Origin of the sequence: Pseudomonas knackmussii B13, assembly GCF_000689415.1 — a bacterium.
GTDB classification, from domain to species: Bacteria; Pseudomonadota; Gammaproteobacteria; order Pseudomonadales; family Pseudomonadaceae; genus Pseudomonas; species Pseudomonas knackmussii.
On record NZ_HG322950.1, the window covers coordinates 2,390,117 to 2,403,950 of the forward strand.

At 67.7% G+C, this 13,834-nt stretch carries 9 protein-coding genes and 1 pseudogene; 4 read left to right on the plus strand and 6 right to left on the minus strand.

Translation table 11 applies throughout. The features are described 5' to 3' along the window. Positions 1–408 precede the first annotated feature (408 nt). Both PKB_RS11330 and PKB_RS11335 read right to left on the minus strand, forming a co-directional pair. Positions 409–1,041, minus strand: a complete 633-nt coding sequence (locus PKB_RS11330) for a response regulator transcription factor (protein WP_043251781.1) — start codon at positions 1,039–1,041, stop codon at positions 409–411. Between the two features lie 11 nt (positions 1,042–1,052). Then, positions 1,053–3,308 (minus strand): PAS domain-containing sensor histidine kinase, encoded by a 2,256-nt coding sequence (locus tag PKB_RS11335; protein WP_043251783.1) that lies wholly within the window; start codon positions 3,306–3,308, stop codon positions 1,053–1,055. 204 nt (positions 3,309–3,512) lie between these two features. Here PKB_RS11335 and PKB_RS11340 point away from each other — a divergent pair, with 204 nt between their 5' ends. Both PKB_RS11340 and PKB_RS11345 read left to right on the plus strand, forming a co-directional pair. Continuing rightward, positions 3,513–5,135 (plus strand): acyl-CoA synthetase, encoded by a 1,623-nt coding sequence (locus PKB_RS11340; RefSeq protein ID WP_043251785.1) that lies wholly within the window; start codon positions 3,513–3,515, stop codon positions 5,133–5,135. 57 nt (positions 5,136–5,192) lie between these two features. Continuing rightward, positions 5,193–6,968 carry an acyl-CoA dehydrogenase C-terminal domain-containing protein gene (locus PKB_RS11345; RefSeq protein WP_043251786.1) on the plus strand — a complete coding sequence of 592 codons (1,776 nt, stop codon included), beginning with the start codon at positions 5,193–5,195 and terminating at the stop codon, positions 6,966–6,968. A 126-nt stretch (positions 6,969–7,094) separates the two neighbouring features. Here the strand turns inward: PKB_RS11345 and PKB_RS29570 are convergent. Together PKB_RS29570 and pdxR are read right to left on the minus strand one after the other, a co-directional pair. Further along, positions 7,095–7,372: pseudogene (locus tag PKB_RS29570) on the minus strand (ArsB/NhaD family transporter); the annotation flags it as partial. Positions 7,373–7,401: 29 nt separating this feature from the next. Continuing rightward, positions 7,402–8,922 (minus strand): MocR-like pyridoxine biosynthesis transcription factor PdxR, encoded by a 1,521-nt coding sequence (gene pdxR, locus PKB_RS11350; RefSeq protein WP_043251788.1) that lies wholly within the window; start codon positions 8,920–8,922, stop codon positions 7,402–7,404. A gap of 140 nt (positions 8,923–9,062) precedes the next feature. Here pdxR and PKB_RS11355 point away from each other — a divergent pair, with 140 nt between their 5' ends. Further along, a complete protein-coding gene (locus PKB_RS11355) occupies positions 9,063–10,268 on the plus strand; it encodes an NAD(P)/FAD-dependent oxidoreductase (RefSeq protein WP_043251790.1) in 1,206 nt (401 codons plus the stop codon). A 274-nt stretch (positions 10,269–10,542) separates the two neighbouring features. Beyond that, positions 10,543–11,190 carry a TIGR02466 family protein gene (locus tag PKB_RS11360; RefSeq protein WP_043251791.1) on the plus strand — a complete coding sequence of 216 codons (648 nt, stop codon included), beginning with the start codon at positions 10,543–10,545 and terminating at the stop codon, positions 11,188–11,190. A 21-nt stretch (positions 11,191–11,211) separates the two neighbouring features. On the opposite strand, the gene PKB_RS11365 is transcribed toward PKB_RS11360, so the two are convergent. After that, a complete protein-coding gene (locus PKB_RS11365; protein ID WP_043251793.1) occupies positions 11,212–12,315 on the minus strand; it encodes a hypothetical protein in 1,104 nt (367 codons plus the stop codon). Then, the gene (locus PKB_RS11370; RefSeq protein ID WP_043251795.1) at positions 12,316–13,722 is read right to left on the minus strand and encodes a DUF2252 domain-containing protein; all 1,407 of its coding nucleotides are present in this window, start codon (positions 13,720–13,722) and stop codon (positions 12,316–12,318) included. Between the last annotated feature and the right edge of the window lie 112 nt (positions 13,723–13,834).

The following is a 13,834-nucleotide window of genomic DNA, read 5'->3' on the forward strand; positions in this document are numbered from 1 at the left end:
AGGGCTGGCTCCCGCCGCCGCCAGCTTCGAGGCGCAATCTGCTGGTGGTGGAGACAAGCGTCGGTCAGGAGCCGTCACAGGACTTTCCTCGTTTGCGAGCCGTTGCCAGCAGGCGCAAGGGCAGGGGGCACGAAGCCGTCTCCCTGAATTCGCAGGATGGTGGGGCGGTGCATGCCGTATCCAATGTCATGGAGATGCAGGGCCGCGGGGACTACGACCAGGCTAAAGCGGCGTTGACGCCTGAGAGCCCAGTCAACCGCGCCTGGAAAAAGCGTGCCGATCAGCTGGAAGAGGCGGCCGAGAATTCGTAGGTAGCGGGAGCGGATGCTTCGGGTCGGCAGCGCCACTGGCCAGAGGCAGCAGGACGCTCGATCCATGGATGGCAGGGCGTCCCCCCGGGAACGCGCGCTAGCTGGGGCGAAGCCGCAGCGGATCCACCAATCCGGCCGCGATGGCCATGCCCACCAGGTCCGGCAGTGTCGCGGCCTGCATGCGCTTCATCACCCGCGCGCGGTAAAGGTCGACAGTCTTCACGCTGATTTCCAGCTGCTCGGCGACTTCGCGGCTGGTATAGCCGCGCACCAGCGGCAGGAACACGTCGCGTTCGCGGGGCGTCAATGCAGCCAGGCGTGCTTCCAGCTCGCCCAGCCCGGAACGGGAAGCATGCTGCCGCTCGCGAGAGCTGAGCGCCTGCTGCACGCTGTCGAGCAGCAACTGCTCGTTGTAGGGCTTTTCGACGAAATCCACCGCTCCCGCCCTGAAGGCGCGGATCACGATGGGCACATCAGCGTGGCCGCTGACGAAGATCACCGGCAGCTCGATGCCGCGCCGGCGCATCTCTTCCTGCACCGCCAGGCCGCCCAGCCCGGGCATCCGCACGTCGAGCAGGACGCAGCCGTGGGTATCGACCGGGCAGGCGTCGAGGAACTCGCGGCCACTGGTGAACGCCTTCGCCTTCAGGCCGACCGACTCCAGCAGCCAGACTGTCGAGTCGAGCATCCGCTGGTCATCGTCCACCACATACACCACCGCCGTTTCCATCTTTGTCTCCGTCATTGTTCGGTTTTCCCTGCCGGCAGCCGGCACTCCAGGCGCAGGCCTCCGGTGGCCGCGGCACGGGCATCCAGCGTGCCGCCAAAGCCTTCGACGATACCGCGACTCATCGACAGCCCCAATCCCAGCCCTTCCGGCTTGCTGGTGAAGAACGGCGTGAACATCTGCTCCAGCGTCGCATTGCTCGCCCCCGGACCTTCGTCCTCAACCCAGACGCACAGCCGTCCATCCTCCTCGCGGTGACTACCGATACGCACTCCCGAGGGCTCGCCGGCATGCCGCTCGCGATTGGCCTCGACAGCATTACGCAGCAGGTTCAGGAAAACCTGCTCCAGCAGCACGCGATCGGCGTAGACGGGCGGCAGGCGCTCCGTCAACGCCTCGCTGATCGCCACCTCCGCACGGGCCGCCTCCCATGCGCACAGGCCCAGCGAGGTCCGCGCCACCTGGTTGAGGTCCAGGGCCTGCATGCGCCGCTGCCCCTTGCGCAGGAAGGCACGCAGACGGCGGATCACCTCCGAGGCGTGGGTGGTGTGCTCGACGATCCGCGCCAAGCCCTGGGCCACGCGCTGCGCCGCTTCCGGTTGGCTGTCGAGGGTCTTCAGGTAGCGCAGGCTGGCGCTGGCGTAGTTCATCACGGCGGCCAGTGGCTGGTTCATTTCGTGGGCGATGCCCGAGGCCAGTTCGCCGAGGGTCACCAGGCGCGCGGTGTGGGCCAGTTCGTCCTGGTGACGGCGCTGCTGGTTCTCGCGCAGTTCGCGTTCGGTCATGTCGCGAGCCACCAGCGAGTAGTAGCGCTGGCCGTCCGCCGCGCTGTGCGCCAGCAGGACCAGCGAGAGGGGCACGGTATGTCGGTCGTCGCCCGCGCGCAGCCGGCCTTCGGCACTCCATACGCCCTCGCGCCGGGCGGTCTCCCAGCCGTCATGCTCGAGCGCCGCGAGCAGGCCGTCGTCGAGTACCGTGGCGACGGACTCCGGCAGCGTCTCGCCGGCCAGCCTCAGGGCACGGCGCGCCGAGGGGTTCGCGTAGGTGATTCGCCCGGCAGGATCGACGAACAGCACCAGGTCGGTATTGGCTTCGACGACCTCGGCCAACCGCCGCAGGCTTTCCTCGGCTCGCACTCGGGCGGTGATATCGCGGGAAACGCTGACCACCTCCATCACATGGCCGGTGTAGGTCTCGCGGATGGCGCGGCTGGCAGTCTCGAACCAGAGGTAGTGACCGTCGCGATGGCGCAGGCGATAGGTCAGGGTCACGTAGCCGTCCTGCACCAACGCGTCACGGGTGCGTTCGGCGACCCGCTGGCGGTCCTGGTCGTGGAGCAGCGGCAACAGTGGCTTGCCGCGCAGCTCTTCCGGCCAGTAGCCGAGCAGCGTCCAGGAGGCCGGCGACACATCGAGCAGGCGGCCATCGAGGGTGCGGCGGGAAATCAGGTCGGTGGTGTTCTCGATGATCTGCCGGTACAGCCGGCTGGCCTTGGCCGCTTCGCGCTGCTCGCGCAGTTGCGCGGTGACCTCACGACCCTGGGCCAGCAGTTGCCGCTCGGCTGGCATCGGCACGAAAGTCCAGAGGAACTGCCGGCCCTCGCGCTCGCCGACCACCTCGTGCACCGCTCGCCCTTGTTCCAGACAGGTCTGCAGCAATTGCGCGTGGTTGCTCGGCAGCAGGTCGCGCGGATCGCTCCCGGGAAAGTCCGCGAGCAACTGGCGCATGGCCTGGTTGCAGTCGACCAGCGCGTCCGCGTCGTCCAGCACCAGGGCCGGCTGCGGATCGGCGCTGAGCAGCGGTGCAGCACGCCTGGCCCGATGAGCCAGGGCAAGCACTTCGCCGAGCAGCTCACCGATCCAGCCGAGCCAACCCTCGGCCTCCGGCCGGGTGCTTTGCAGCAGCAGCAACCCCAGCCCTCCGGCCCGCAGCGGCAGGACCAGCGCCAGGCCCTGGCTCCAGCCTCCACGGTGCAGCCGACCGCTGAGCCAGCACGGCACCTCCAGCAGGTCCGGCAGCGGAAGCTGAGTGCGTTCGCCCAGGCGCCCGACCAGCGCCAGGTCATTGGCCTGCAGCGGATCGCCGCTGCCCGGCGGCAGGCGGGACGCGCCGGCTATCGCTTCGAAGCTCTGGCTGCGCGGCTGCCACTCGACGTAGAGCGCACGCTCCACGCCCTCGCGTTCGAGGCAGAGTCGCTGCAAGGCGTCAGCCTGGACGGCGACGGGCGCCTGTTCACGGACCAGGCGCACCAAGGTGTTCAACTCGGACATGGGAGAGGCTCGAAGGGATTGCTGGTGAATATAGTATTTATACCATACACCTTAGGTTGTACTTCCATATAAAAGTGGACATTGCTATAAATCACCGCAATGACCGGGCGACAGCCTGCCGCACCGGTCACGACCCGCCTGCTGCCAAGCGCTCCACGGGTCACAACAGAACAATGAGCTAACAATCAGCCACAGGGTGTCCTCATGTCGATCTTCGAGCAGGGCCTGCCGCGCGCGGCCGTCAACCACATCGCGCTGTCGCCGCTGAGTTTCATCGAACGCACCGCCTCCGTTTATCCGGAGCGTACCGCCATCATCCACGGCAGCCTGCGCCGTACCTGGAAGGAAACCTACCAGCGCTGCCGCCGCCTGGCCTCCGCGCTTGCCGCCCGTGGTATCGGCCGTGGCGACACGGTGGCGGTGATGCTGCCCAATACCCCGCAGATGATCGAGGCGCACTTCGGCGTGCCGATGATCGGCGCGGTGCTCAACACCCTCAACGTGCGCCTGGATGCCGAAGCCATCGCCTTCATGCTGCAGCACGGCGAAGCCAAGGTGCTGATCACCGACCGCGAATTCCACGACGTGATCCACGCCGCCCTGGGCATGCTCGACCACCCGCCGCTGGTGGTCGACGTGGACGACCCCGAGTACGGCGAAGGCCAGGCCGTCAGCCCACTGGACTACGAGGCGCTGCTTGCCGAGGGCGACCCGGAGTTCGCCTGGCAGTGGCCGCAGGACGAATGGGACGCCATCTCCCTCAACTACACCTCCGGCACCACCGGCAATCCCAAGGGCGTGGTCTACCACCACCGCGGCGCCTACCTGAACGCCCTGGGCAACCAGATGACCTGGTCCATGGGCCAGCACCCGGTCTACCTCTGGACCTTGCCGATGTTCCACTGCAACGGCTGGTGCTACCCCTGGACCGTCACCGCGCTGGCCGGCACCCACGTCTGCCTGCGCCGGGTCGATCCGCAGAAGATCCTCACGCTGATCCGCGAACACCAGGTCAGCCACCTGTGCGGCGCGCCCATCGTGCTCAACGCGCTGATCAACATGCCCGAGTCGGCCAAGGCCTCCATCGACCATCCGGTGCACGCCATGGTCGCGGGCGCGGCGCCGCCGGCCAAGGTGATCGGTGCCGTGGAGGAAATGGGCATCAAGGTTACGCACGTCTACGGTCTGACCGAGGTCTACGGCCCGGTGACGGTCTGCGCCTGGCACGAGGAATGGAACGAACTGACGCTGGACGAGCGCGCCCGCATCAAGTCCCGGCAGGGCGTGCGCTACCCGACCCTGGAAGGCGTGATGGTCGCCGACCCCAAGACCCTCGAGCCGGTACCGCGCGACGGCCTGACCATCGGCGAGATCTTCATGCGCGGCAACACCGTGATGAAGGGCTACCTGAAGAACCCCACGGCCACCGAGGAGTCCTTTGCCGGTGGCTGGTTCCACACCGGCGACCTGGCGGTCTGGCACCCGGACGGCTACGTGGAAATCCGCGACCGCCTCAAGGACATCATCATCTCCGGCGGCGAGAACATCTCCACCATCGAGGTCGAGGGTGTGCTCTACCGCCACCCGGCCGTGCTGGAGGCCGCCGTGGTGGCCCGCGCGGACGAGCGCTGGGGCGAAACGCCCTGTGCCTTCATTACCCTCAAGGGTGAGCACGCCGCGGTCGAGGCGCAGGAAATCATGAACTTCTGCCGCGAGCACCTGGCCGGCTTCAAGGTGCCGCGCACCGTGGTGTTCACCGAATTGCCCAAGACGTCCACCGGGAAGATCCAGAAGTTCGTCCTGCGCGACTGGGCAAACGCCCTCTGACCCGACCTTTCGCCTGCCATTGCGCGCGCCCTCCATGGGGGCGCGCCGGAGTTCGCCATGCCTGACTACAACGCGCCCCTGCGCGACATGCGCTTCCTGCTCGATGAAGTGTTCGACGCCTCTGCCCTCTGGGCTCGCCTGCCGGCGCTGGCCGAGCGCATCGACGCCGACACCGCCGATGCCATCCTCGAGGAGGCGGCGAAAATCACCAGTGGCCTGCTAGCCCCGCTCAACCGCAGCGGCGACGAGGAAGGTGTGCAGTTCATCGAGGGTGACGTGCGTACGCCCGCCGGCTTCCGCGAGGCCTACGCGACCTACGCCGAAGGTGGCTGGGTCGGGCTGGCGGGCAACCCCGAGTACGGCGGCATGGGCATGCCGAAGATGCTCTCGGTGCAGTTCGAGGAAATGATGTACGGCGCCAACGCCAGCTTCAGCCTCTACTCTACTCTCTCCGCCGGCGCCTGCCTGGCGCTGGACGCCCATGCCGACCTGGCGCTCAAGACCACTTACCTGCCGAAGATGTACGCAGGCGAATGGGCCGGCTCCATGTGCCTGACCGAGCCCCACGCCGGCACCGACCTGGGGCTGATCCGCACACGCGCCGAGCCGCAGGCCGACGGCAGCTACCGCATCACCGGCACCAAGATATTCATCACCGGCGGCGAGCAGGACCTCACCGACAACATCATCCACCTGGTGTTGGCCAAGTTGCCCGACGCCCCGGCCGGCTCGCGGGGCATCTCGCTCTTCCTGGTGCCGAAAGTGATGGTCAACGAAGACGGCTCGCTGGGTGCGCGCAACGCCGTTTCCTGCGGCTCGGTCGAACACAAGATGGGCATCAAGGCCTCGGCCACCTGCGTGATGAACTTCGACGGCGCTACCGGTTGGCTGGTGGGCGAGCTGAACAAGGGGCTGGCGGCGATGTTCACCATGATGAACTACGAGCGCCTGTCCATCGGCATCCAGGGCATCGGCTGCGCCGAGATGTCCTACCAGAGCGCCGTGGCCTACGCCCGCGAACGCCTGCAGAGCCGCGCCGCCACGGGCCCGGTGGCGAAGGACAAGGCTGCCGACCCGATCATCGTGCACCCCGACGTACGCCGCATGCTGCTGACCATGAAGGCCCTGACCGAAGGCGGTCGCGCCTTCTCCACCTACGTGGGTCGGCAACTGGACCTCGCCAAGTACGCCGAAGACGCTGCCGAACGCGAAACCGCCCAGGCGCTGGTGGCGCTGCTGACACCGGTCGCCAAGGCCTTCTTCACCGACACCGGACTGGAAAGCTGCGTGCACGGCCAGCAGGTGTTCGGCGGCCACGGCTTCATCCGCGAATGGGGCCAGGAACAGTTGGTGCGCGACGTGCGCATTGCGCAGATCTACGAGGGAACCAACGGAATCCAGGCGCTGGACCTGCTCGGCCGCAAGGTGGTTGCCGACGGCGGCCAGGCGCTTGCCCTGTTCGCCGGGGAAATCCGTACCTTCGCCGATGCTGCCGACCACGCGGCCATGGGCGCCTTCAGCGTGCCGCTGCTGCATGCGCTGGACCTGCTCGAATCCGTCACCCGCCACGTCCGCGAGCGCGCCGCGAGCCAGCCACAGGAAATCGGCGCGGCCTCGGTGGAGTACCTGCACCTGTTCGGCTACACCGCCTATGCCTACATGTGGGCGCGCATGGCGCAGGCCAGCCTGGGCAAGGGAGACGACTTCCACGACGGCAAGCTGGCCACCGCTCGCTTCTACTTCGCCCGCCTGCTGCCGCGTATCGAGTCCCTGGCGAGTTCGATCCGCGCCGGCAGCGACAGCCTGTTCGAGCTGGGCGCCGAGCAGTTCTGAATTTCAGTTGAGCGTGATTGCGTGGCCAGTCGTCAATGTTGGCCACGCTTTTTTCTTGATGGCAGGTCTTCCGGCCGATGCAAGCAGGCTTCCAGCGTTGTATCGGCTCAGTACCTGTTGGCCAGTAATGCTGGCCAGGTTCACCGGCACCATCACTGCGGCGTACTCGGAGAAGCCGAGGTGGAAGTAGTCGGCGGAGACGATGTTCACCCGGTTCGACACCACCAGCGGCAGGCTCGCGGTGTCGGCGATGAAGGGCGGCCATGACGAACGCAAGGATGGCGGCGCGGGAGAAGCGCAGAGCCAGCAGCATGGAGATGACGATGGACGTGAGGATCAGCGCCGCGCCGTCGTTGGTGAACAGCGCCGAGCAGCACGCAGAAGGCAAACAGGCGCCGGCCGTGGTGCCGGCAGAACGCAGGCCCAACCCATCCTACGGGGTGCCGGTGGAGGGTGGAGCGCGCAAGGCCTGCTCCAGCGCCTTGGCGGCTTCGGCTATCGATTGCTCGTCGTAGGGCGCGAAGCCCATCACCAGGCCGGGCGGGCGTGGCGTTACGCAGTAGCGCGACAGTGGCAGCACGTCGATGCCAGCGGTATTGAGGCGGGCGAAGGCGTCGGCTTCCGTGTGGGCTTCGAGGGTGCAGGCGATGTCCAGGCCGGCGCGGACCTCCGGCACGCGGATCAGCCCTTGCCAGTGACGCTGCGCGGCCTCTGCGAAGACTTCGGCGCGGGTCGCGTAGAGCTTGCGCATGCGCCGCACGTGACGGTCGAAGTGGCCTTCGCGGATGAAGTCGGCGAGCACTGCCTGGCCCAGGCTGTTGGCGTGTCGGGCGGTGAGGGCGGTGGCGCGGGTGAAGGCTTGCACCAATTGCTCCGGCAGCACCAGGTAGGCCAGGCGGATCGCCGGGAACAGCAGCTTGCTGAAGGTGCCGGCGAGGATCACCGAACTGCTCGCGCCGGGCAGCGAACGCAGTGCCGGGATCGGCTTGGCGATGAAGCGGTACTCGCTGTCGTAGTCGTCCTCGAAGATGTAGGCGCCGCTTTGTGTCGCCCAGCGCAGCAGCGCCAGGCGCCGCGCCGGTGACATCTCCACGCCCAGCGCGGGGGGGGGGGAGGGGCTGACGCAGGCGAGGCGGGCGTCCGCCGCCTGGCGGATGCCGTCTTCCACGCGCAGGCCCTGGGTGTCGACCGGCACGTCCACCCGGTTTACCCCGGCAACTTCCAGCAGCTGCCGCGCGCCGGGGTAGCCGGGGTCTTCCAGCCACACTCGCTCGCCCGGCGGGACCAGCAGGCGCAGGCACAGGTCCAGCCCCTGCTGCACGCTGCCGAGGACGAGGATCTGCTCGGCGCTGGCATGCACGCCGCGGGCGATGTGCAGGTACTCGGCGATCGCCTCGCGCAGGGCGGGGAGGCCGGCCGGGTCGCCGTCGAGCAGCAGGCTCGAACGCGAGGCGCGCAGGTGTTGCTGGTGCAGCTTGCGCCAGAGGTCCATGGGGAAGCTGCGGACATCGCCGCGATGCGGGAAGAACGGTCGCGTGCCCGGCGCCACCGCGCGCTTGGCGAAGACCGGCGAGATCGATTCCAGGCGCTCGATCCAGGGCGTGCGGGGTGCCGCCCGCGGCGTTTCGCTGCCGGGCGTCACCTTGCGCTGCACGTAGCCGCTGCGCAGGGTCGCATCCGGCAAAACGGCACTGACGCGGGTGCCGCTGCCGGTGCGCGACTCCAGGTAGCCCTCCGACAGCAACTGCTGGTAGGCCGCCTGCACGGTGCCGCGCGCCAGGCCGTAGTGCTCGGCCAGCGCGCGGGTGCTGGGCAATGTGCTGCCGGCCGGCAGGCGGCCGCCAAGGATGCAATGGCGCAGGGCGTCGTACAGCCAGCGCTGTAGCCCGGCGCCTGGCTCGGGCTCGCCGAGGGGCAGGGACAGCACCAACGGGGCGGCTTTGTGGGCAGGCATGGCGGGGCTCCTGAAGTGGACCAGTCATGTTAGTGCGAAATGGATCAATACACGATCCACTTGTGCTCGCAGAATCGGCTCCGTGGTACGGCGAAGCCCGCCGGATCTTCTCTCTCTTCCCCCCTCTTCAGGAGCGAGCCATGCAACAGCGAATTCTGATCATCGGCGCCGGTTTCGGCGGTCTCTGGAGCGCCCTGAGCGCGCAACGCCTGCTGGACCTGCACAAACGCACGGACGTCGCCGTCACCCTGCTCGCGCCCCAGGCCGAGCTGCGCATCCGCCCGCGCTTCTACGAACCCGACCTGAGCACCTGCAGCGCGCCGCTGGGCGAGCTGTTCGACGCGGTGGGCGTGGACTTCGTGCGTGGCAGCGCCACCGGCATCGACAGCCAGGCGCGCCGGGTCACCTACGTCAACGGCAGCGGCCAGGCGGGCGAGCTGCACTACGACCGGCTGATCGTCGCCACCGGCAGCGAAGTGGCGCGTCCGGCCGGCGCCGGTATCGACCGCCATACCTTCGATGTCGACAGCCTGGAGTCGGCGCTGAAACTCGAAGCCCATCTGCTCGGCCTCGCCGCCCTGGCCGACAGCCCGGCGCGCAACACCGTGGTGGTGGTCGGCGGCGGCCTGACCGGTATCGAAGGCGCCACCGAGATGCCCGCCCGGCTGCGGGCGATCCTTGGCGAAGACGTGGCGGCGCGGGTGATCGTCATCGACCCGGGCCAGCGCGTCGGTGCGGCTTTCGGCGACGGGATCGCCGAAGTGGTCGCCCGGGCCAGCGACAGCCTGGGCATCGAGTGGCGCCTCGGTGAGCAGGTCGCCGCGGTGGACGAGGGCGGCGTGACCCTCGGCAGCGGCGAGCGCATCGAGGCGCTCACGGTGATCTGGTCGGCCGGCATGAAGGCCTCGCCGCTCACCGCGCAGATCGACGCCCCGCGCGACGGACGCGGCCGCCTGCACGTGGACCGCAACCTCAAGGTGCTCGGCCAGGAGCGCATCTACGCCAGCGGCGATACCGCCTACGCAGCCTCGGACGATATCGGCAACTTCGCCCTGATGAGCTGCCAGCACGCCATCGCCCTGGGCCGCTCGGCGGGCAACAACGCCGCCGCCGACCTGCTGGGCGTGGCGCCCATCCCCTATAGCCAGCCCAAGTACGTGACCTGCGTCGACCTCGGCGCCTGGGGCGCGGTGTACAGCGAGGGCTGGGACCGCAAGGTGGTGCTGGTAGGCGATGAGGCCAAGCAGCTGAAGATGCAGATCAACACCCAGTGGATCTACCCGCCGGCGGCCGACCGCGCGCAAGCACTGGCCGCGGCGGACCCGCTGATCCCGGTCGTCGCCTGACGCCGGGCAATGCCAGCCAGGCCCCGGAGGGTTATCGCCCTCCGGGGCCTTTTTTCGTGCGCCGAAGGTTGCTGTTCGCGCAGGTGGGCGGAATTGTCCGGTGGTTGATACAGCACTGCTCGAATGTGTCCGGATCGATGCAGTAAGGCGCATTTCGCCGGTTTTTTGTAAGCGAATCTCGACTGAGATCGTCGGCGACTGTCCGTATCATTCGCCGCCAGCAACGGTGGCCAAGCAGCGCCCCGCATCAATGTGATTCGCGAGGGACCAGGGCATGCGCTTGAACGACGAAGACATCCACATCCGCAAGCTTTTCCCGACCCCCGTGGCCAGCTACTGGCTTGCCGATAGCGACAGCCTCAATCGCGAACTCAAGGCGCGCATCCTCGCGCGGCGCGATGCCACGCCGGGCGTCACGCACAGCAACAAGGGCGGCTGGCAGTCGGACGGTGACTTCGCCGAATGGGCGGGCGAGGCCGGTCGACGCCTGCTGGATACGGCCCGGTGCCTGGCGAGCAGCCTTACCGCCATGCACCTGGACGGCAGCGGGCTGGTCCACTTCGAGCAGGACTGGCAGTACAACGTCTGGGCCAACATCAACCGGCAGGGCGACAGCAACATGCTGCACGGCCATCCTGGCGCCTTCTGGTCCGGGGTCTACTGGGTCGAGGACGGCGGTCGCGCGGCGGACCCGGCGGTGGACGGCGACCTGGAATTCCAGGACCCGCGCGGCATGCTGCCGTCGGTCTATCGCCCGGAGCTGCGCATGCGCATCGAGGAATGCCTGAGCGCGGGCTATTGCACCAGCGAGGCGGCGAGCAGCGGCCGGATGCTCATGTTCCCGTCCTGGCTGCTGCACCGCGTGCGGCCGTACCTGGGGCAGGGCGAGCGCATCTCGGTGGCGTTCAACTTCGGCGTCTGAGGCGGCTACGGCTACCCGCAGCTACTGCGCGGGGATTGTCACCAGCGGAGCCTTCTCGCTGCTGCCGGTTTCGGCCAGGGTGAAGAAGAACATGACCGCACCCAGTGCGCGCTTGGCGGCCAGGTCGCTGTCTTCGATCCAGTACCAGTAGTCCCGGTAGGGTACGGCGGCGTAGGCATGCTTCGGCCTTTCCTTGCCGCTGCGAATATGGATGCGCGAGCCCGAACTGTTCGCCTCGCCATCCTGGAAGGTCGGCAGTGCGCTGTGCTCGTCGAGATGCTCCTGCGGAACGTCGATGTAGCTGGAGAAGGCGGTCATGATCTGCAGCAGCGAGCGGCTGCTGACAGCCAGCTCGTCGTTTTCGCCGCGCACCGGTGAATAGCGGAGGATGAAGTGCTGGCGATCCTCGGGCAGGTGGAGCAGGGTGCGCAGCTCCTTCTGCTTGGCGAGGATCTCCGGTGCGACGTCGTTGCGCCGCATGAACAGCACGGCGGTCCTGCCCTTGACCTTGTCTTCGTCCACACGCATGCCGACCGCGCCGGCGGCCTGGATTTCGCGCATCAGCTGGAGCACGCGGATGAACTCGGGGTCCGCCTCGCGGATATTGCCCGCCACCGCCGAGCGATTACGTACGCCATTGAGCGAGTCCACGGTCAGGCCGAGGATGAAGTCCGCCGCATAGCCCGATTGCAGCATGGAGAAGATGTTCTTCGGGTCGATGGGGGTGACCAGGCCGGCGAGGAAGCGCTCGCCGGTCAGGGGCACGTAGGTGATGGTCGGGCGGTCGGTGTACTTGGCGGTGGCGCCGAGCAGCACGCTGTTGCCTTGCACCGCGTCCGCCGAGGAGATCTGCCCGCCCAGGCTGCCGCCGGTTTCCAGGGAATAGCCAGCGACGATCGAGGCCACGTCGACGAACACCGGCAGGTCCATGTAGCGCAGCTTGACGATATTCAGCAGCGTCTGCTGTTTCCAGGAGTCGGCCACCGCCGAGCTGTAGTCGAAGCGGTCCACGGCCACCGTGCCCGGCCCCATGTGGCTGCACGCGCCGAGGGCCAGGAGGGCGGCCAGGCTGGCGGCCGGCAGTACGCTGCGAAGTGGCGCCCGGCGGGGCGGGAGGAGCGCCACCTATTCTTCCTCGTTCAGCACTTTCACGCGCCCGGCGCGTGCCGCTTTGACCAGTACCGCGTGGTCGCGCTCGGTCTGGTCCGCGTAGAGCAAGGCGAAATCGCCCAGGGCCTCGTCGAAGGCGTCTCCGTTGCCGAGGTAGCCGGAGATGGTTGCGGCGTCGCCGGACTTGGCGTGGGCGCGCGCGAGGGTGAGACCGCAGAGGTCTGCATAGCGCTCCAGTTGGGAAGCCGTGATGTGCTCGACCGGTATGGAGAGCTTCATGTCGCGCAATTGCCGCACGAAGAAGTCGCGCCTCGCGCGGCCGCTCGTCCAACCGAGGAAGATGTCGCTGGACGACTGCATCAGGCGCTGTCCCATGACCACGCGCTGGCCCTGGTTCTCGTACTGGCATTTGCCGGCGTAGGGTTCCAGCACGGAACGGCAGGACTCCTTGATCTGCAGGATCAGCGGATGGTTCTCCTCCGAGAACAGCAGCACGATGAAGCAGCGCGTGCCGACGCTGCCGATGCCCACGACCTTGAGCGCGGCATCCACCATGTGATAGCGGTCGAGCAGCACGCGGCGTTCGTCGGAGAGGCTACGGCGATACAGGACCAGGGCCTCGTGTGCACGCTTCATGAACCCGGGGTCGGCAACGTGCTGGATGACCGGCGGCTGGTCGACGATGCGCGGATGCCCGGCGATCTGTCCGGCGATCTTCGGGAAGACGCTTTCCATAACCCGCTCACGGGCGCGGTCGATCAGCTGCTGACGGAACTTGCGCACCTTGGCGTCGGGGGCCATCTCCAGCAGCGTCTGCGCATCGAGACGCGAATACCACACCTCCAGCGGGCTCATCTTCGAGTAGGTACGCAAGTTCTCGCGGTAGGAACGCGCGCAGGCGACTGCGGCGTCACGGGCGCGCGCATCGGAGACGCTGCTGTCGCGCGCCGCCACGGCGAAGCTTGCGGCCAGGCGCTTGACGTCCCATTCCCAGGGCGCCGGCAAGGTTTCGTCGAAGTCGTTGAGGTCGAATACCAGGTTGCGCTCAGGGGTCGCGAACAGGCCGAAGTTGAGCAGGTGGCAATCGCCGCAGGCCTGCAAGCGCACGCCGATGTCCGGCCCCAGGGCCAGGTCGTGGGCCATCAGCGCCGCCGAACCGCGCAGGAAGGTGAAGGGCGTGCGCAGCATGCGCCCGTAGCGGATCGGCACCAGATCCTTGAGCCGGTCGCGGTTGGACTTTTCCAGGATGGCGATGACGTCGCGCTGGCGGCCGGGCGCCTTCCACTTGGCATGGCTCTCGCGAGGGACCTTGTCGCGCAATTGCTTGCCGATGGCCAGGCGCTCCTCGCGGGAGCGGAATACCGGCGTCGGCGGGGACTTCTTGCTGGTGTACTTGTGGGTGGATTTCTTATGGCTGGCCATGATGCTGTCGTCACCGATGCGCAGGGGAACGGGTTCGTGGCGAAACCCGGTCTCTTCAAGCTAGATCAATTCCGTCCTGCCAGCGCACACCGGCCTGCACCCTTAAAAGCGA